The sequence below is a fragment of the Nonomuraea marmarensis genome (assembly GCF_043197025.1).
GTDB classification, from domain to species: Bacteria; Actinomycetota; Actinomycetes; order Streptosporangiales; family Streptosporangiaceae; genus Nonomuraea; species Nonomuraea marmarensis.
Genome location: NZ_JBICRM010000001.1, coordinates 218,409 through 235,492, shown reverse-complemented (window position 1 = coordinate 235,492; position 17,084 = coordinate 218,409). Strand labels below are relative to the sequence as shown.

Here is a 17,084-nt window from a genome sequence, read left to right as displayed (position 1 = left end):
GCGCCGGGGTTCCACTGGCGAGGAAGTGGCGGGCGGCTCGGGCCAGGAGTCGCCCCGGCCTCGTTGACCGAGGGTGACACAGGCTCAGGTCAGGTGGCCGTGAAGGCGGGCTCTGGCCAGGCCGCCGTCCGGGTAGATGTCCACGCGCACGTGGGTGACCGGGTCCTGGTCGTGGATCCGGAAGCGGTGCGGTGTATCGGGCTGGAGCCTGGTTCTGGGCAGCAGCTCGACCTCGCGCTCCCCGTCGAGCCCCGTGAGCGAGACCCAACCGGGGGCGTTGAACAGCAGGTTGGTGGTGTCGATCTCGGCCAGCTTGATCACGCCGCGGCCGGCCAGCCGGATGAGGAGCCAGTCGTTGCCCTCGCCCCTGCGGCGCGCGGTCTCCCAGCCCTCCGCCTGGTGGCGGGCCAGCCCGGGGGAGATGACGTTGTTGGGGGCGGAGTAGAAGTCGTTGGAGCAGGCGGTGACCAGCGCGCCGTTCGCCAGCGCGGCCAGGTCGAGGCCGAGGCCGTCGTAGACGGACAGGTCGGGGCGGACCTCGCCGTGCACGCGGAGCCGGGCGACGCCGCCGTCGGGGTGGATGTTCAGCCGTACGTGGGTGTAACGGGTCTCGTCGGCGACCTCGAAGTGGTGCTCGGAATCGCCCTTGAGCTCGGCTTTCTGGACGATCTCCACCCACTCGGCGGCCGACAGCTCGGCCGGTGACGGATGGCCCTCGACGGCGGCGGCCTCGACGGAGGCGTGCGGCGGGTAGTTGCCCTTGAACCAGGCCGTGTCGATCACCACGCCACGGATCACGCCGGGGAGCCCGAGCCGGATGAGTGCCCAGTCGTGGCCGGGTTCGCGGCGGCGGCGGGTCTCCCAGCCGTCGTACACCTGCCCCTTGTTGCCGAACGTCTCCGCCTGGAATCCGGGCCGCCCCGGCCTGATCAGGCTCTCCTTCTCGGCGAACGACTCGTCGCTGGCCGCCACGACGGAGCCGCCGAGGGTGCGCAGGGCGAGGTCGGGCAGGGTGGTGAAGCGTGACATCTACTGCTCTCCCAACAGGAATCGTCCGTGCGGCGCGCCGTCCACGGGCCGGCCGCGCAACCAGGTCGTCAGTACGGCGCCCCTGAGCACACGGCCGTGGTACGGGGTGACCGGGTTCTTGTGGTGCAGGAGGGAGGCGTCGACCAGGTTGCCGGCAACGGGATCGAAGGCCACCAAATCCGCATCATTGCCAGCCTTAATACCCCCTTTTCCGGAAATTTCGGCCATTGAGGCTGGATTGGATGACATCCAGCGGACCACGTCCCTCAGCCCGTACCCCCTCTTCGAAGCCTCCGTCCAGATCGCGGGCAGGCCGAGCTGGAGCGAGGCGATGCCGCCCCAGGCGGCAGCGAAGTCGGGCACCTTGAGCTCGGCCGTCGACGGCGAGTGGTCGGACACGACGCAGCTCAGCACGCCCCTGGCCAGGCCGTCCCACAGCAGGTCGCGGTTGGACTCGGAGCGGATGGGCGGGCAGCACTTGTACGCGGTCTCCCCCTCGGGCACCTGCTCGGCCGCCAGCGTCAGGTAGTGCGGACAGGTCTCCGCCGTGACGGCCAGCCCCTCGGCCTGGGCCGCCTCCAGGACGTCCAGGCAGTCGGCGCTGGAGACGTGCAGGATGTGCGCCCTGGCGCCGGTCTCCCTGGCCAGCCGGACGACCTGCGCGACGGCGCTCCGCTCCGACGCCCCCGGCCGCGATTCCAGAAATTCGCGATAGGCCGGGCCGCCAGGCTCACCCAGCAGCGCCGGGTCCTCGGCGTGCACCACCATCACCCCGCCGAACCCGGCGATCTCCTCCATCGCCAGCCGCAGCTCGGCCAGGCCGAGAGGGGGGAACTCGTCCACGCCCGACGGCGACATGAAGCACTTGAACCCGTAGACTCCGCGTTCGCGCAGGGGCGCGAGGTCCTTGACGTTCCCGGGCACGGCGCCGCCCCAGAACCCGACGTCCACGTGACACTGCCCCGCCGCGGCCCGCAGCTTGGCCTCGAACGCCTCCACGTTCACGGTGGGCGGGAGCGAGTTGAGCGGCATGTCCAGGATCGTGGTGACGCCGCCGGCCGCCGCCGCCCTGGTCGCCGAGTCGAAGCCCTCCCAGTGGGTCCGCCCCGGCTCGTTGACGTGCACGTGCGTGTCCACCAGGCCGGGGAGGAGGGCCAGATCGCGCAGGTCGATGTCCTCGGCGGCGTCGAGGGGCGCGGCGTAGTCGTACAGGGCCGTGATCTTCTCACCTTGTACGGCGACCGCCGCCGCCCGCTCGCCCTCCGGCGTGACGGTCCTGCGGGAGCGGACCACGAGATCGATCATCTATTCCCCTTGGAGGTGAGCGGCGGCGAGCCGGGCGGCGAGGCGTTCGAGCAGGGGTCCGGCCTCCGACATGCAGCGGTCCAGGTCGGGCTCCAGGTCGGTGAGGGCGTAGGCGGCCTCGATGCCCGCGGCCCGCAGCTCGGCGTCGGTGAGCGTACGGCGGCCGCAGACGGCCACCACGGGCACGCCCGCCTTGGCCGCGGCCTGGGCCACCCCGATGGGCGCCTTGCCGCGCAGCGACTGCTCGTCCAGCGAGCCCTCACCCGTGATCACCAGCCGCGCGCCCTCGACCAGCTGCCCGAACCCGAGCAGGTCGAGCAGGTAGCCGATGCCGGGACGGATCTCGGCGCGCAGGAACGCCAGCGCGGCGAACCCGACCCCACCGGCCGCCCCCGCCCCCGGCGCTCCGGCCACGCCCATCGCGCGGGGGGTGTCATCATGCTCGACCGCCCCCATGAGCCCGTGGGTCGTCGTAGCCACCGCCGCCAGCCGCGACAGGGCCGCCTCCAGCGTCTTGACGTCCTCAGGAGTGGCGCCCTTCTGGGGCCCGTAGACGGCGGCGGCGCCGTGGGGGCCGAGGAGGGGGTTGTCCACGTCGCTCGCCACCACGAACTCGACCCCAGAAATATCGATAAATCCGGACATGTCGATGCGGGCCAGGCCCCTCAGCGCGGCCCCGCCACGCGGGAGGTCGTTGCCCTCGTCATCGAGCAGGCGGGCTCCCAGGGCCTGCGCCATGCCCGCTCCCCCGTCCGTGCACGCACTGCCGCCCAGGCCCAGGACCACCCGTTTGGCGCCGCGGCGTACGGCGTCGGCGATGAGCTCGCCGGTGCCGTAGCTGGTGGCGGTCAGGGGCTCGCGCCCGCCGGGGAGCCGCCGCAACCCGGACGCCTCCGCCAGCTCCACCACGGCCGTGACATCGTCGGGGTGCCAGGCGTACGAGGCCGGGATGCGCTCACCCGTGGGCCCGGTGACCTCGATCGTGACCCGGGTGAAGCCCCCGGCCACGGCGGCGTCCACGGTGCCGTCACCGCCGTCGGCGACCGGCAGCTCCACCGTGTCCACATCTAGCCCCGCCGAGACCCGGGAGGCCACTTCGGCCGCCGTCAGCGACCCCTTGAACTTGTCAGGGGCGACCAGAACATGCTGAACCACTACGAACTCCCACATGATGATGAACAATGTCCTGACACGTCTTCCTGCCCGGTGCGAGCGGGCAGGAAGGCGTGACTCATCATCATCACATCCCGGGCCGTTCAGCCCCGGAGCGCAGGTGGTTGAAGACGGCGTTCAGGACGATCACCAGCAGACTGCCGGTGCTGATGCCGCTGTTCAGGATGGTCTGGGACCAGTCGGGGAACTTGTCGTAGAAGTCCGGCGCGCCGACCGGGATGGCGGCCACGCCGATGGAGACGGCCACGATGACCAGGTTGTGGTTGCCCGCGAAGCTCGCCTTGGTCAGCGTGCGAATGCCTGAGGCGGCCACGGTGCCGAACATGACGATGCCCGCCCCGCCGAGCACGGGTTGCGGGATGGCCGCGATCACCGCGCCGAGCACGGGGATCAGGCCGAGTATCACGAGGATGCCGCCGGAGGTGGCCACGACCCAGCGGCTGCGTACGCCGGTGAGCCCGACGAGGCCGACGTTCTGGGCGAAGGCGGTGTAGGGGAAGGTGTTGAAGACGCCGCCGAGCGCGGTCGAGAGCCCGTCGGCGCGCAGCCCATCCGCCAGCCGCCGCGGCGTGAGCTCCGAGGCGGTCATCTCCGACACGGCCACGAAGTCGCCGGTCGTCTCGGTCATGGAGACCAGCATGACCACGCACATCGAGATGATCGCGGTGACCTGGAACGTGGGCAGCCCGAACGCGAACGGCGTGCTGATCCCGAACAGATCGGCCGAGCCGACGTTCGAGAAGTCGGTGAACCCGAGCGGGATCGCGGCCAGCGTGCCCACCGCGATGCCCACCAGCACGGCGACCCGGCCGAGGAACCCCTTGGAGAGCCGGTAGACGGCCAGGATGAGCAGCAGCACGGCGGCGGCCATGGCGATGTTGCGCGGCTCGCCGTACGAGGGGCTGCCCACGCCGCCCGCGGCCCAGCCGGCGGCGACGGGCAACAGCGACATCCCGATGATCGTGATGATGGTGCCGGTGACCAGCGGCGGGAAGAACCTGACGATCTTGGCGAAGTAGGGGGCGACGGCCACGACCAGCAGCCCCGACACGATGACGGCGCCGTAGATGGCCGGGAGCCCGCCCTGCGCGGTGCCGATCAGCACCATCGGGGTGACGGCCGCGAACGTGCACCCCTGCATGATGGGCAGCCTGATCCCGAACCGCCACACGCCGACGCACTGGATGAGCGTGGCGACGCCGCTGATCAGCAGGTCGGCGTTGATCAGGTACGCGAGCTGGTCCGGAGGCAGCTTGAGCGCGCCGCCCACGATGAGCGGCACCGCCACCGCCCCCGCGTACATCGCCAGCACGTGCTGCAACCCGAGCGTGCCCAGTTGCGCGATCGGCAGGCGGGCGTCGACCGGATGCACCTCAGTCGTCATGGGCCACTCCAGGTTCGGGGGTGACCTCCAGTGAAACAACGGATCCCCGGGCAAACCTATGCACGAGGTCATCAACCGCCGCCCGCTCCGCCCGTCGCCAGGTGTGTGATCCTCCAACTAAGCTCACTGCAGGAAAGGGGGCCTTTGTGCGGATTTCAACGCGGCAGCGGCAGGCCAGGCTCGGCTCGCGGCACCGGCTCTCGGCCAGGGCGGCCACCCCGGAGGAGGCGGCGGCGTCCGTGGTGGCGCTGCACGGCACCGACCCGGCGACCGTGTTCCTGTCGGCGGGCGCGCGCCTCACCACCCCCGGCCCCGGGCCGGTCGAGCGGGCCCTGTACGCCGACCGCACGCTGGTGCGGATGACCGGGATGCGGCGCACGGTGTTCGTGGTCCCGGCGGGCCTGGTGCCCGTCGTGCACCACTCCTCGATGCCGGCGATCGCCCGCAAGGAGCGCGCGTCGGTGCTGAAGGTGTTCGGCCCGGAGGGCTGGGACGAGGCGCGGCTCAAGGACCTCGAGGCGGCCGTGCTGACGGCGCTGGCCGAGGCGGGCGAGGCGACCACGGCGGAGCTGGGCGCGCTGGAGCCGCGGCTGCGCGAGCAGGTCAGGGTGGCCGTCGGCAAGCCGTACGAGGCCCTGGTGAGCATAGGGTCGCGGCTGCTCGGCCTGATGGCGATGGACGGCCTCCTGGTACGGTGTGGCCGCCCGTCCGGCACCTGGACCAACGGGCAACACCGCTGGGGCCTGGCCCCCGACATGGCGGAACTGGCCGTGCACGAGGCGCAGGCGGAGCTGGCGGGCCGGTGGCTGGCGGCGTTCGGGCCCGGCACGGAGGCCGATCTCAAATGGTGGACCGGCTGGACGCTCTCCGAGGTCCGCCGGGCCCTGGCCGCCGTCGGCGCGGTCGCGGTGGAGCTGGACGAGGGCGCCGGTTACGTGCTGCCGGACGATCTGGAGGAGGTCACGGAGCCGGAGCCGTGGGCGGCGCTGCTGCCCGCGCTCGACCCGACGCCGATGGGCTGGCAGGCCCGCGACTGGTATCTGCCTCAGGCGCACCGGGCCGAGCTGTTCGACCGCAGCGGCAACGTGGGGCCGACCGTCTGGTGGGACGGCCGGGTCGTGGGCGGCTGGGCGCAGCGGGCGGACGACGGCGAGATCGTGTGGCGGCCGCTGAGCGACGTGGGCGCCGACGCGAAGGCCGCCATCGAGGCCGAGGTGGCCGGGCTGGCCTCCTGGCTCGACGGGGTCAAGGTGACACCCCGCTTCCGCACACCCCTGGAACGCACGCTGTCCAGCGGACTGCCTATGACACCGTGCGGATGAACTCCTCGAACGAGTAGCGGCCGTCCTGATCGGAGTCGGCCTCCTGGCTCAGCGCGCCCAACGCCTCGGCCGGGAGGTCGGGAAAGTGGCTCTTCAGCTCGATCTCGCTGATGTAGCCGTCACCGTCGGTGTCGATCGACGCGAAGGTGCTCTTGAGCCGCGCCAGCCGCTCACCTGAGAGTTCCGCCACGGGCCCGCCTTTCGATGCTCGTTCCGGACATTTCACAACCATAGTCCTGGCATGTGACGGCGGTCAGTGGACCTCCCGGGCGGCGGTGAAGCCCCGCTCCTCGGCCAGCCGCATCAGCCGCCGGTGGGCCTCGGCCCCCGCGCGACCTGCGGCGTCCTGGGAGACGGTCCTCAGCTCGCCGTCCGCCACCACGCTCCGCCCGCCGACCAGCACCCGGGCCAGCGGCGGCGGGGGGCCGAAGACCAGGGCGCACACCGGGTCGGCGATGGCCGAGGTGAAGGGACCGTCGATCCGCCACAGGGCGAGGTCGGCGAGCTTGCCGGGTTCGAGCGAGCCCAGCTCGTGTTCGCGGCCCAGGTTGCGCGCGCCGCCGAGCGTGGCCAGCTCCAGGGCCTGCCTGGCCGTGAGCGCCGCGGGGCCGTACCTGGCGCGCTGGAACAGCAGGGCCTGCCGCATCTCCCCCGCCAGCGGGGTCAGCTCGGAGGAGGCGTTGCCGTCCACGCCGAGCCCCACGTTCGCGCCGCGGCGCAACATCTCGGACACGCGGGCGATCCCGGCGCCGAGCCGCCCGTTCGAGGAGGGGCAGTGCGCGGAGCCGGTGCCGGTGGCGGCCAGCTTGCCGATGTCGGCGTCGCTCAGGTGTACGGCGTGCGCGAACCACACGTCCGGCCCCAGCCAGCCCAGCTTCTCCATGTAGTCGACGGGACGCAGCCCGAACTGCTCCACGCAGTGCTCGTCCTCGTCCAGGGTCTCGGCGAGGTGCGTGTGCAGGCGTACCCCCTTGGCCCTGGCCAGCGCGGCGGCCTCGGTCATCAGCTCGGCGCTGGCCGAGAACGGCGAGCACGGCGCCACGGCCATCCGCAACATCGAGGAGAACGACGGGTCGTGGTAGGCGTCGATGGCCTCGGCCGTGGCGGCCAGGATGTCGTCGAGCTCCTCGACCACGACGTCCGGCGGCAACCCGCCGCGCGACTTGCCCCGGTCCATCGAGCCGCGTGCCGGATGGAACCTGATGCCCACTTCGCGGGCGGCCTCGATCTCGGCCGCGAGCAGGTCGCCCCTGCCCTTGGGGAAGACGTAGTGGTGGTCGCTGGAGGTGGTGCAGCCGGACAGCGCCAGCCAGCCCAGCCCCGCCGAGGCCGCGCCCCTGACCACTTCGGCGTCCATGGCGGCCCACACCTGGTAGAGCGCCACCAGCCACTCGAACAACGTCGCGTCCTGGGCCAGCCCCTGCGAGGCCCACTGGTACAGGTGGTGATGGGTGTTGACCAGGCCGGGGGTGGCCAGGCAGCCGGTGCCGTCGATCCGTACCGTGCCGTCGGGCATGCCGGGCGCGGGTCCGGCGCCCAGCTCGGCGATCAGATCTCCCTCGATCCGGATATATCCGGATTCGATCTCCGGCCCGACGACGGGCGCGATGTGCACGTTCTCGATGACCAGTTCGCTCATTGGGCGGCCTTTCGCGCGGCGGCCAGCCGTACCGCGTCGAGGATCTTCTCGTAGCCGGTGCACCGGCAGAGATTGCCCGCCAGCGCCTCCCTGATCTCCGCGTCCGACGGCCGCTCCACCCGCTCGATCAGGTCGTGCGCCTGCACGATGAGCCCCGGCGTGCAGAACCCGCACTGCACGGCCCCGCACTCCACGAACGCCTCCTGCACCGGATCCAGCCGGCCCCCGTCGGCCAGCCCTTCGACGGTACGCACCCGCCGCCCCTCGGCCTGCCCCGCCGCGACCAGGCACGAGCAGACCGGCACGCCGTCGAGATAGACCGTGCACGAGCCGCATTCCCCCTGCTCGCAGGCGTTCTTGGAGCCGGGCAGCCCGAGGCGCTCGCGCAGCACGTACAGGAGGCTCTCGCCCTCCCAGACGTCCTCGGCGCTCTCCTCGCGGCCGTTGACGGTGAAGGTGACGCGCATCAGGCGGCCCTCCTTCCGAGGTAGTCGTTCCAGGCCCAGGTGAGCGTGCGGCGGGCCATCACGCCGATGGCGTGCACGCGGTATCCGGCGGTGCCGCGCACGTCGTCGATCGGCGCCGCGGCGGCCGCGCAGAGCTCGCCGAACCGTTTGACCAGCGTGAGGTCGAGCGGCGCGGCCCAGTCGAGCTCCCGCGCCAGCAGGTACTCGGCGTCGTAGGCCCGGCGCGGGGTGGGCGCGGCGGACCCGATCCCGGTCCCGACCCGCCGCTCCTCGGGATGCAACGCGATCGCGAACGAGCACACCGCGATCACCATGGCGTTCCTGGTCCCGACCTTGGAGAAGTATTGGGGCCCGGTGGCGGGCCGCACGTGCACGGCCCTGATCAGCTCGTCCGGCTCCAGCGCGCTGCGCTTGACCCCGAGATAGAACTCGGCGGCGGGGATCATCCTGATCCCCCGGTCGCGCGACTCCACCTCGACGATGGCATCGGCGGCCAGCAGCGGCGGATGGCTGTCGCCCGCGGGCGAGGCCGCGCCCAGGTTGCCGCCGACGGTTCCGCGGTTGCGGATCTGTGGCGAGCCGACCGTGCGCGACGCCTGCGCGAGCCCCGGCAGCGGCCCGCCCAGCTCCTCGATGACCTTCGTGTACGGCACCCCGGCCCCGACCCGGCAGACCCCGTTCACCATGGTCCATTCCCGCAGCTCGGCCACCTGGTTGAGGTCGAGCAACGCCGGCGGCCTGCGCACGTCGAAGTTGATCTCGACCATGACGTCGGTGCCTCCCTGGATGGGCACCGACTCCGGCTGGTCCGCCTTGGCGGCCAGCGCTTCCTCCCACGTCGTGGGGCGCAAGAAGTCCATCTCACCTACTCCCAGGCGAATCCGGCATCGGGTGCGTCCTCCCGCAACACGCTGCCCTCGATCAGGCCGTAGGGGCGGTCGGCGGCGTAGTAGACCTCGTTGTCGTTGTCCAGCCCGAACGGCGACAGGTCCACCAGGAAGTGGTGCTTGTTCGGCATCGCGAGCCTGACCTCGCAGATCTCCGGGCAGGTGTCGAGTGCGCGATCGCCCATGGCGTACAGGGTCTGCTGGAGCGACAGGCTGTGCGTGCCGGCGAACGCCTCGAGCATGGCCTGCCGCACCTCCTCGTACGACTTGCCGTACGAGGAGGTCTCGCCGGTGTGCCGCCACCGGGCGTTGACGGCGGTGGCCAGGACGCGGTCGTCGGTGGGCGGGAGCGTGGTGTACTCGTCCACGAGGTAGCCGTGGAACTCCGAGCCCGTCGAGTTCAGCACCACCATGTCCTTGAGCCCCGACACCACGGTGCTGCGGCCGTCCCGGTCGTGGTGGACGACGCAGGTGCGCACCTCGCCGCCCTCGCGCACGAACGAGTGGGGGCCGCGGCGGCTCCACGCGTACTCGTCGATCTCCACTCTGGCGTGGTGGATCGTCGGCTGCGACTCGACGAAATGCCTGGCCAGCAGGAGGGCGAACTCCTCGATCTGGCCGACGCCGTGTTTCTGAGCGAATGCGTACGCGGTGTTCTTCTGCGTGTCGGTCGGCAGCACGGCGGCGTTGTCGCCGGTCAGGTGCACGGCCTGCATGTCGCCGGAGAGCGAGGTGCTGACGTTCAGGTCCTTGATGTGGTGCACGGGGCCGTCCCGGACGACGCGGACGAGCCTGGTCTCCGCCTTGCCGTAGCGGTTGGGGCCGAGCTTGGTGGCCATCTAGCTCCCTCGGTAGGTGGAGTACGCGTACGGGCTGAGCAGCAGGGGCACGTGGTAGTGCCGCTGGGGGTCGGTCACGGTGAAGGTGATGACGACCTCGGGATAGAACGTCTCCGGCAGGTACGCCCCGGTGTCGAAGACGACGCGGTGCACTCCGGCCCCCGGGTCCCAGCCCTTGACGCGGCCGTCGTCATCGGTGCGCCCCTCGGCGATGACCTGACCGCCGTGCTCCAGGCGTACGCGGAGGCCGGCGGCGGGGAGCCCGGTGACCGCGTTCAGTACGTGCGTCGAGAAGCTCATGACTCCTCCATCCACTTCGCGATCCGCAACCGCGTGATCGCGGCCAGCTCGTCGCGGACGACGCCGCGTTCGGTCGCCTCGTCGTTGCGCAGCCGCTCGCGAAGCCTGGCGAGCATCTGGGCGCCCGTCAGCCCGGTGGCGCAGATCAGGTAGACGTGCCCGAACCGCTCCTCGTAGGCCCTGTTGCCCGCGGCCAGCGCCTCGCGCAGCTCGTCCGCTGGCTCGCTCTCCAGGCCCGACTGCTCCTGCCGCGACCACGCCGCGTCCCTGCCGTCCCCGCCCGCGCGCTCGCCGATCCTCGGGTGCGCCGCGAGCGCCTCCAGCACCTCGGCCCACCCCAGCTCCCGCACGGCCGCGCCGGCGGCCGCGGCCAGTTCGCCGAGATCCTGGTACGGCCGCAGGGCCGCCACCTTCCCGGCGAAGGCACGGGAGGCGCAGCAGGCGAGCAGTTCCTCCTCGGCGTCGGACGGCGACCGCGCGTTGAAGGCGTCGAGAGCGATGAGCATGTCAGCAGTACACACAGGCGACTCGTGCCCGGTCCATCCGCGAGAACTCCCAACTGCCCGCCCGGATGGCCAGGACTTTTCGTGTCATGCTCCAACACCCCGGGTTCACATCGTGATGACCGTCTTGCCCCGGGCGCTCCGCGCGGCGATCTCACGCAACAGGGTGGGAGCGTGCTCCAGCGGCACCAGGGACTCGACCCGCACCCGCAGCTCGCCGCTGTCGATCACGTCGGCCAGCTCCGCCAGGATCGGGCCGGTGACCTGGTTGACGACGTTCACGCCGCGGATCTCCCTGGCGGCCAGGGCCTCGGGGTCGAGCGCGTGGATGGTGCTGCAGATCACGCCGCCGGGGCGGACGAGCGCGGCCACGGAGTCGACGGCGGCGGGCGGGGTGACCAGGTCGAGTACGGCGTCGATCCCGTCCGGGTGGCCCGCGAGCACCTGGTCGGCCACCCCGCCCTTGGTGTGGTCAACGGTCTCCGCCGCGCCCAGGGCACGCATGATCTCGTCGGCGCCGGGCGCGGCGGTGGCGATGACGTGGGCGCCGCGTAGGGCCGCGAGCTGGGTGGCCGACTGGCCGACGCCGCCCGTCGCCCCGACGATCAGGACCGTCTGGCCCTCCTCCAGGCGTGCGGCCTCGACCAGGTCGCGGGCGGTCGCGGTGGCGGTGGGCACGGCCGCGGCCTGCTCGGGGAGCATGCCCTTGGGCATGAAGGCCACCGGGCCGTCCTGCGCGACCACGGCGTACTCCGCGAAGCTGCCCAGGCCGCGCGACGGGTCGGCGAAGCGGCCGTAGACCTCGTCGCCCGGCCTGAACCCGGTCACCTCGGCCCCCACGGCCGCCACGACCCCCGCGCCGTCCTGGCCCATGATCAGGGGGAAGCGGGGCGACATCCGATCCTTCATGGCGCCGCTCGCGATCTTGGTGTCGACCGGGTTGTAGCCGGCGGCGCGCAGCCGTACCAGCAGCTCGCCGGGGCGCGGCTCGGGCTCGGGCGTCTCGATGAGCTCCGGGTCCGCGCCGAAGTCGGAAATGGCGATGGCACGCATGTGGCTGTCCCCCGTCTTGGCATGCGCTGTGACGAGGTAGGCGTTCCCCGCGCCCGCCCCGGCCAAGGGGGCGGAACCCGCGTCTTGGAGCAAGCTTTGTGCAGCACCGGCTGCGGGCCGGAGGGAGTGTCGGCCGCCGCGCCTACACTGAGACCCATCATGACCCCAACATCCCTGATCGGCGGGCACGTGCTCGTGACGGGCGGCCTGGCGACGGGCGGCCTCAAATACATGGCCGAGATCGGCGCCGAGATGATCCAGGTGTTCGTCACCAACCCGCGCGGCTGGGCGCTCACGGAGGGCAAGCCCGACCAGGACGCCAAGCTGGCCGAGTCGGGGGTCGACACGTTCATCCACGTGCCCTATCTCGCCAACTTCGGCTCGCCCAGCCCGGAGACGCTGGCCAACTCCATCGCGATCGTGCGGCACACGCTGCGGCGCGGGGTGGAGACCCGCGCCAAGGGGGTGGTGGTGCACACGGGCTCGGCGGTGACGCAGTCGCGCGACGATGCGCTGCGCCAGACGCGGGAAAACCTGCTGCCGCTGCTCGACGAGATTCCCGACGACGGGCCCGACCTGCTGCTGGAGCCGATGGCGGGCCAGGGCGCCATGTTGTGCGCCACCGTCCAGGATCTGGAGCCCTACTTCGCGGCGCTCGACTGGCATCCGCGGGCCGGCGTCTGCCTCGACACGTGCCACGCCTATGCCGCCGGTCACGACCTCGCCGCGGAGGGCGGGGTGGCCGAGACGTTCGACGCCCTGCACAAGATCGCCCCCGGGCGGCTCAAGCTGATCCACGCCAACGACTCCAAGGACGTGTGCGGCGCGAAGAAGGACCGGCACGAGAACATCGGGGCCGGGCACATCGGCAGCCGCCCGTTCGCCGACATCATGCGGCACCCGGCCGTGGCGGGCGTGCCGATCTGCATCGAGACGCCGGGCAAGGCGCCCAAGCACGCCGAGGACATCGCCCTGCTGAAGAAGCTCCGCGACGGCTGACCAGAAGCCGGGACAGGACCCTACCCGAGCAGAAAAGCGTGATAGGGGCGCCTGCGCACGATCCGGCCGCCCCCGAAGGCCGGATCGCGGGGCCGGTCTCGCGGCCTCAGCAGGCGCCCCCTCACGAATCGGCGTGGCGGGCCCTACCCCCGGTCGAGGGCCCGGCAGCCGCGGTGACCTGCGTGGTCACCGGAGAACCCGGCGCATCAGATCTGTGTGAGCCTCCCGGCTCGTTCCCCCCCGATGCGCCGGGGTGGCTTTCCGATGCCGAAACACTACGGTCGCGATCTTGTGGGCGAAACCCCGTTTATGGACAGCTCGTCGAACGGTCTGTAGTCATCGCCATACGGAGAGTGCTCCTACGACGAGTGGTCCCCGGAACGCGGCGAACGGTAGATTCCCGGGCCCGCGAGATGCTCCGGCAGGTGCATCCTGGTCATCATCCGCCCCACTCCCCGCGGCAGCCGACCCGGTGTGACCAGGGAAATCACTATCATCGCGGCAAAGGCGACCGGTACGGCCACCGGCGCGGGGTAGGAAGTCAGCACGCCCATTTTCACGCCCGCCTCCTCGCAGGCCACGAGCGTCGCCGTCAGGCCCCCGCCCAGCCCGAGCCCGGCCACCACGCCCGCGTCCGTCAGCCGCCGCCACCAGATCCCGAGCACCAGCAGCGGGCAGAGCGTGGCCGCAGAGAGGCTCAGGCCGAGCAGCACGAGCGCCACCGACGCCCTCGGGCCGGTGGCTGCCGTCAGGGCGAGCGCGGCCACCAGGACCGCACCCACGGCGGTGCGGAAGGAGCGCACCCCGGCCCGCGTCAGGCACGCCGACACCGCGCCCCCGACCGCCACCAGCACCCCGCCCGTGGTGGCCAGGAAGGCGGCGAACGCCCCCGCCGCCAGCAACCCGGTGAGCAACTCGCCGACGAGCCCTGGATTCATCCTGGCGGGCAGCAGCAGCACGATCTCGTCCGCCGCCGCGCCGGTCACGTGTACGTGCCCCAGAACGCCGTAGAGCGGCGGCACGACGCAGAACACGGCCAGCATGGCCTGCGTCGCCACGATGGACCGGCGGGCCCCGTGCCCGTCCCTGTTGGTGTAGAGGCGGACGATCACGTGCGGCAGCCCCATCGTGCCCAGCGCGCACGCCAGCAGCACGGTCAGCACCCCGGGCAGCGACGGGTCACCGGCCCCCGCCAGCCCCGTGGCCCCGCCCCCGTAGGCCCCCTCGAACCAGGCGACGGGCCGTGCGCCGGACATGCACCAGCAGACGGCCCCCACCCCGACGAACACGATCAGCTTCAGCCAGAACTGCGAGGCCTGCACGCTGGTCACGCTCCCCAGCCCGCCCGCGAACGCCATGGCCAGCGCCGCCACCCCGACGGCCGCCCAGCCCAGCCACGGCGGCAGCCCGGTCAGCAGCCGCACCACGACCCCGGCCGCGTGCAGCTGGGCCACCAGGAACGTCAGCCCGATGACCAGCACGAAACCCGTGGTGAACCGGCGCAGCCTGGCCGATCCCAGCCGCCATTCGGCGAAGTCCGGCAGCGTGTACGTGCCGGAGCGCCGCAGCGGCGCGACGACCAGGGCCAGGATGACCACGAACCCGGCGGCGGCCCCTGCGGGATACCACAACATCGGCCCGCCACGGGTGGCGATGAGCCCGGCGGTGCCCAGGCAGGTCGCGGCCGAGGTGAACTCGGAAGTGATCGCGGCGCCGTTCCACCAGGGGGGAACCGCCCTGGCCGCCACGTAGAAGTCGGAGACGCCGCTGGAGCGGCGTGGTCGCGCGGCGCCCACCATGACGCCCAGAACCAGCACGAAGGCGATCCCGGTCAGCACCGCGACGGTCATCTCGCCGGCCGCCTCAGCCGCAGCACTCTCATCTCTCCAGCCGCTCCGCCCGCCTCAGCTGCAGCACGGCCAGCCCCACCCAAGCCCCCTGCACGGCCAGCGACAGCGCCACCCAGGCCCCGGGGGCGGGCACCCACAGGGCGATCACCGGGGCGCCCACCAGCAGTCCGGCCACGGCGCCCACGGTCAGCAGCGCCTGCCGTAACTGCCGCCCCACGATGGCCGGCACGTCGGGGACGCCATCCTCCGGCTCGGACGGCCCGCGCGCCCGCCCGAGCGCGGCCGGCCGGCGCGAGACGACCACCCGCCGCCCCGTCACCACACGACACCCTGGCGAACGGTCACGAGATCACACCCCTGTGCTGGCGTACGAGCTGCTCGCGGACCTGGCGGCTGTGGCGCCTGCTGACCTGCAGGGTCTCGGTGCCGACGGTGAGCGTCACCCGCCCGCCCTCGAACCTCAGCTCGCTGACGTGCCTGCCCGAGACCAGCGTGCTGCGGTGGATGCGGATGAAACCGGCCTCCGACCAGCGGCGCTCCAGCGCGGCCAGTGACATGCGCACCAGGTAGCTGCCGTCCACGGTGTGCAGGCGCACGTAGTCGCCCTTGGCCACGGCGAACCAGACGGACTGCTGCGGCACGAACCTGGTGCGCCCGCCGAGCTCGACCGGGATCACGTCGTCCTGGCCCGGCTCGGGGGTGGGCGAGGAGGCGGCCTCCAGCCTGCGCACGGCCTCGGACAGCCGCTCGGCCCTGACCGGCTTGAGCAGGTAGTCGACCGCCTCCAGGTCGAACGCCTGCACCGCGCACTCCTCGTGGGCCGTCACGAACACCAGCCGCGGCGGGCTCGGGAAGCCGCCGACGAGCCTGGCCAGGTCGAGCCCGTCGAGCCCGGGCATCCTGATGTCGAGGAACACCCCGTCGAGCCGCTCGCCCCCGCCGATCATCTGGACCATGTCCTGCAACGCCGTGACGCCGTCGGCGGCGGTCGTGACGTGTTCGATCCGGTCGTCCTGGCGCAACAGGTAGGCGAGCTCCTCCAGAGCAGGCACCTCGTCGTCGACGGCCAGAACTCGCAGCATGTCCTCCACGCTGCCGTATGAAAGCAAAGGTCACAAGCGACACGCCAGCCCAGCGTAAGGATTTGACTACATTGAGCTAAGTTGTGTCTTGGGCACCCGCAGCCGCACCTTGGTGCCCGCGCCCAACGCCGTCTCCACGACGAGCCCGTAGCCGTCGCCGTAGATCTGGCGCATGCGGAGGTCCACGTTCGCCAGCCCGATGCCGCTGCCCTCGCGGGCGGGGTCGTCGTCGAGCATGCGCCGGGCGTTCTCCGGGTCCATCCCCGCGCCGTCGTCCTCGACCGTGATGTGCGCCTCGGGGCCCGCGTCGCGCACTACGACCCGCACCTCGCCGGTGCCGCCGCGGCCGCGCATGCCGTGTTTGATGGCGTTCTCGACCAGCGGCTGCAGGCACAGGAACGGCACCGGCACCGGCAGCACCTCCGGCGCCACCTGCATGCTGAAGCGCAGCTTGTCGCCGAAGCGGGCGCGTTCCAGCAGCAGGTAGCGGTCGACGCAGGTCAGCTCGTCGGCCAGGGTGGTGAAGTCGTGCGCCCGGCGCAGCGCGTACCGGGAGAAGTCGGCGAAGTCGAGCAGGAGCTCGCGGGCGCGCCGGGGGTTCGTGCGGACGAACGAGGCGATCGTCGTGAGCGCGTTGTAGACGAAGTGCGGCGAGATCTGCGCGCGCAGGGCGCGCATCTCGGCCTCCAGCGCGCGCCGCCGCGAGGCGTCCAGGTCCGCCAGCTCCAGCTGGCCCGACACCCAGCGGGCGACCTCGGTGACGGTACGCACGAGCGCGGCGCTCACCTCGTCGTCGAAGGCCGCCAGCGTCCCCACGACCGTGCCGTCCACGGTCAGCGGCACCACGACCGCCCCGTGCGGCTCCCCCGCGAACACCTGCGCCCGTCCGGCGGCCAGCGCGGCCCTGGCGTAGGTGAGCACGTCGTCGGTGCACGGCCCGTCCCAGGCCAGCGCGGCCTCGGTCGAGGTGATCGCGAGGGCGTGGGTGCCGAGCAGCGTGTGCAGGTGGCTCACGGCCTTGCGGGCGGAGTCGCGGTTGAGCCCGGTACGCAGGGCCGGGGCGGCCATCGCGGCGATGTGCAGCGTGGTGAACGTCGCCTCGTCCGTCCTGCGGCCATCCGGCGACGGATGGCGCCTGGGAAATCGGGCAAGGGCGTAGCCGGCGACGAAAGTCAGGGAGGACAGCGCCACGCACGCGGTGGTCAGCATGCGGGCAACCGTAGCCAAAAACAGAGCGTGTTCGAGGGAAAAC

Annotated in this window: 18 protein-coding genes; 2 read left to right on the top strand and 16 right to left on the bottom strand. The window is 72.0% G+C overall.

Annotated features, from left to right (window positions below; translation table 11 throughout):
• Nucleotides 1–84: 84 nt before the first annotated feature.
• From alc to ACFLIM_RS01195, 4 genes are all read right to left on the bottom strand, one after another.
• Complete coding sequence (gene alc / locus ACFLIM_RS01210) at nt 85–1,029, bottom strand: allantoicase (protein ID WP_393160907.1); 945 nt, start codon at nt 1,027–1,029, stop codon at nt 85–87.
• Nucleotides 1,030–2,334 carry an allantoinase AllB gene (gene allB / locus ACFLIM_RS01205; RefSeq protein WP_393160905.1) on the bottom strand — a complete coding sequence of 435 codons (1,305 nt, stop codon included), beginning with the start codon at nt 2,332–2,334 and terminating at the stop codon, nt 1,030–1,032.
• Nucleotides 2,335–3,489 carry a glycerate kinase gene (locus ACFLIM_RS01200; RefSeq protein ID WP_393160903.1) on the bottom strand — a complete coding sequence of 385 codons (1,155 nt, stop codon included), beginning with the start codon at nt 3,487–3,489 and terminating at the stop codon, nt 2,335–2,337.
• Between the two features lie 85 nt (nt 3,490–3,574).
• Nucleotides 3,575–4,891 carry a nucleobase:cation symporter-2 family protein gene (locus ACFLIM_RS01195; RefSeq protein WP_393160901.1) on the bottom strand — a complete coding sequence of 439 codons (1,317 nt, stop codon included), beginning with the start codon at nt 4,889–4,891 and terminating at the stop codon, nt 3,575–3,577.
• A gap of 146 nt (nt 4,892–5,037) precedes the next feature.
• On the opposite strand from ACFLIM_RS01195, the gene ACFLIM_RS01190 reads away from it, so the two are divergent.
• Nucleotides 5,038–6,213, top strand: a complete 1,176-nt coding sequence (locus ACFLIM_RS01190; protein WP_393160899.1) for a winged helix DNA-binding domain-containing protein — start codon at nt 5,038–5,040, stop codon at nt 6,211–6,213.
• Here the strand turns inward: ACFLIM_RS01190 and ACFLIM_RS01185 are convergent.
• From ACFLIM_RS01185 to ACFLIM_RS01150, 8 genes are all read right to left on the bottom strand, one after another.
• Entirely contained in the window at nt 6,194–6,403 is a 210-nt protein-coding gene (locus tag ACFLIM_RS01185) for an EF-hand domain-containing protein (protein WP_393160897.1), read from the bottom strand. The two genes, ACFLIM_RS01190 and ACFLIM_RS01185, sit on opposite strands and share 20 nt — an antisense overlap.
• A gap of 63 nt (nt 6,404–6,466) precedes the next feature.
• Nucleotides 6,467–7,852, bottom strand: coding sequence for an 8-oxoguanine deaminase (locus tag ACFLIM_RS01180; protein WP_393160895.1), 1,386 nt, complete (start codon nt 7,850–7,852; stop codon nt 6,467–6,469).
• Nucleotides 7,849–8,319, bottom strand: a complete 471-nt coding sequence (locus ACFLIM_RS01175; RefSeq protein ID WP_393160893.1) for a (2Fe-2S)-binding protein — start codon at nt 8,317–8,319, stop codon at nt 7,849–7,851. Before ACFLIM_RS01175 ends, ACFLIM_RS01180 begins: the two co-directional genes overlap by 4 nt.
• A complete protein-coding gene (locus ACFLIM_RS01170) occupies nt 8,319–9,179 on the bottom strand; it encodes an FAD binding domain-containing protein (RefSeq protein ID WP_393160891.1) in 861 nt (286 codons plus the stop codon). Before ACFLIM_RS01170 ends, ACFLIM_RS01175 begins: the two co-directional genes overlap by 1 nt.
• Before the next feature lie 5 nt (nt 9,180–9,184).
• Nucleotides 9,185–10,045: a factor-independent urate hydroxylase gene (gene pucL / locus ACFLIM_RS01165; protein WP_393160889.1), complete on the bottom strand. Its 861-nt coding sequence runs from the start codon at nt 10,043–10,045 to the stop codon at nt 9,185–9,187.
• Nucleotides 10,046–10,345, bottom strand: a complete 300-nt coding sequence (gene uraH / locus ACFLIM_RS01160; RefSeq protein WP_393160887.1) for a hydroxyisourate hydrolase — start codon at nt 10,343–10,345, stop codon at nt 10,046–10,048.
• On the bottom strand, nt 10,342–10,851 hold the full coding sequence (gene uraD, locus ACFLIM_RS01155) for a 2-oxo-4-hydroxy-4-carboxy-5-ureidoimidazoline decarboxylase (protein WP_393160885.1): 510 nt from the start codon (nt 10,849–10,851) through the stop codon (nt 10,342–10,344). The genes uraH and uraD overlap by 4 nt, the downstream gene beginning before the upstream one ends.
• Before the next feature lie 105 nt (nt 10,852–10,956).
• Entirely contained in the window at nt 10,957–11,901 is a 945-nt protein-coding gene (locus ACFLIM_RS01150; protein ID WP_393160883.1) for an NADP-dependent oxidoreductase, read from the bottom strand.
• Between the two features lie 159 nt (nt 11,902–12,060).
• Between ACFLIM_RS01150 and ACFLIM_RS01145 the strand changes: the two genes are divergently transcribed.
• The gene (locus ACFLIM_RS01145) at nt 12,061–12,900 is read left to right on the top strand and encodes a deoxyribonuclease IV (protein WP_393160881.1); all 840 of its coding nucleotides are present in this window, start codon (nt 12,061–12,063) and stop codon (nt 12,898–12,900) included.
• 359 nt (nt 12,901–13,259) lie between these two features.
• Here the strand turns inward: ACFLIM_RS01145 and ACFLIM_RS01140 are convergent, their stop codons facing one another.
• The 4 genes from ACFLIM_RS01140 to ACFLIM_RS01125 form a co-directional block, all read right to left on the bottom strand.
• Complete coding sequence (locus ACFLIM_RS01140; RefSeq protein WP_393160879.1) at nt 13,260–14,750, bottom strand: sodium:solute symporter family transporter; 1,491 nt, start codon at nt 14,748–14,750, stop codon at nt 13,260–13,262.
• Nucleotides 14,751–14,778: 28 nt separating this feature from the next.
• Nucleotides 14,779–15,069 (bottom strand): hypothetical protein, encoded by a 291-nt coding sequence (locus tag ACFLIM_RS01135; RefSeq protein ID WP_393160877.1) that lies wholly within the window; start codon nt 15,067–15,069, stop codon nt 14,779–14,781.
• 22 nt (nt 15,070–15,091) lie between these two features.
• On the bottom strand, nt 15,092–15,832 hold the full coding sequence (locus ACFLIM_RS01130; RefSeq protein ID WP_393160875.1) for a LytR/AlgR family response regulator transcription factor: 741 nt from the start codon (nt 15,830–15,832) through the stop codon (nt 15,092–15,094).
• Between the two features lie 66 nt (nt 15,833–15,898).
• Nucleotides 15,899–17,041: a sensor histidine kinase gene (locus tag ACFLIM_RS01125; protein ID WP_393160873.1), complete on the bottom strand. Its 1,143-nt coding sequence runs from the start codon at nt 17,039–17,041 to the stop codon at nt 15,899–15,901.
• Between the last annotated feature and the right edge of the window lie 43 nt (nt 17,042–17,084).

Bases quoted from the DNA above. Each gene is read 5' to 3' on its own strand.
- alc (WP_393160907.1), bottom strand. From the start codon at position 1,029: ATGTCACGCTTCACCACCCTGCCCGACCTCGCCCTGCGCACCCTCGGC.
- allB (WP_393160905.1), bottom strand. From the start codon at position 2,334: ATGATCGATCTCGTGGTCCGCTCCCGCAGGACCGTCACGCCGGAGGGC.
- ACFLIM_RS01195 (WP_393160901.1), bottom strand. From the start codon at position 4,891: ATGACGACTGAGGTGCATCCGGTCGACGCCCGCCTGCCGATCGCGCAA.
- ACFLIM_RS01180 (WP_393160895.1), bottom strand. From the start codon at position 7,852: ATGAGCGAACTGGTCATCGAGAACGTGCACATCGCGCCCGTCGTCGGG.
- ACFLIM_RS01175 (WP_393160893.1), bottom strand. From the start codon at position 8,319: ATGCGCGTCACCTTCACCGTCAACGGCCGCGAGGAGAGCGCCGAGGAC.
- ACFLIM_RS01170 (WP_393160891.1), bottom strand. From the start codon at position 9,179: ATGGACTTCTTGCGCCCCACGACGTGGGAGGAAGCGCTGGCCGCCAAG.
- pucL (WP_393160889.1), bottom strand. From the start codon at position 10,045: ATGGCCACCAAGCTCGGCCCCAACCGCTACGGCAAGGCGGAGACCAGG.
- uraH (WP_393160887.1), bottom strand. From the start codon at position 10,345: ATGAGCTTCTCGACGCACGTACTGAACGCGGTCACCGGGCTCCCCGCC.
- uraD (WP_393160885.1), bottom strand. From the start codon at position 10,851: ATGCTCATCGCTCTCGACGCCTTCAACGCGCGGTCGCCGTCCGACGCC.
- ACFLIM_RS01150 (WP_393160883.1), bottom strand. From the start codon at position 11,901: ATGCGTGCCATCGCCATTTCCGACTTCGGCGCGGACCCGGAGCTCATC.
- ACFLIM_RS01145 (WP_393160881.1), top strand. From the start codon at position 12,061: ATGACCCCAACATCCCTGATCGGCGGGCACGTGCTCGTGACGGGCGGC.
- ACFLIM_RS01140 (WP_393160879.1), bottom strand. From the start codon at position 14,750: ATGACCGTCGCGGTGCTGACCGGGATCGCCTTCGTGCTGGTTCTGGGC.
- ACFLIM_RS01130 (WP_393160875.1), bottom strand. From the start codon at position 15,832: ATGCTGCGAGTTCTGGCCGTCGACGACGAGGTGCCTGCTCTGGAGGAG.
- ACFLIM_RS01125 (WP_393160873.1), bottom strand. From the start codon at position 17,041: ATGCTGACCACCGCGTGCGTGGCGCTGTCCTCCCTGACTTTCGTCGCC.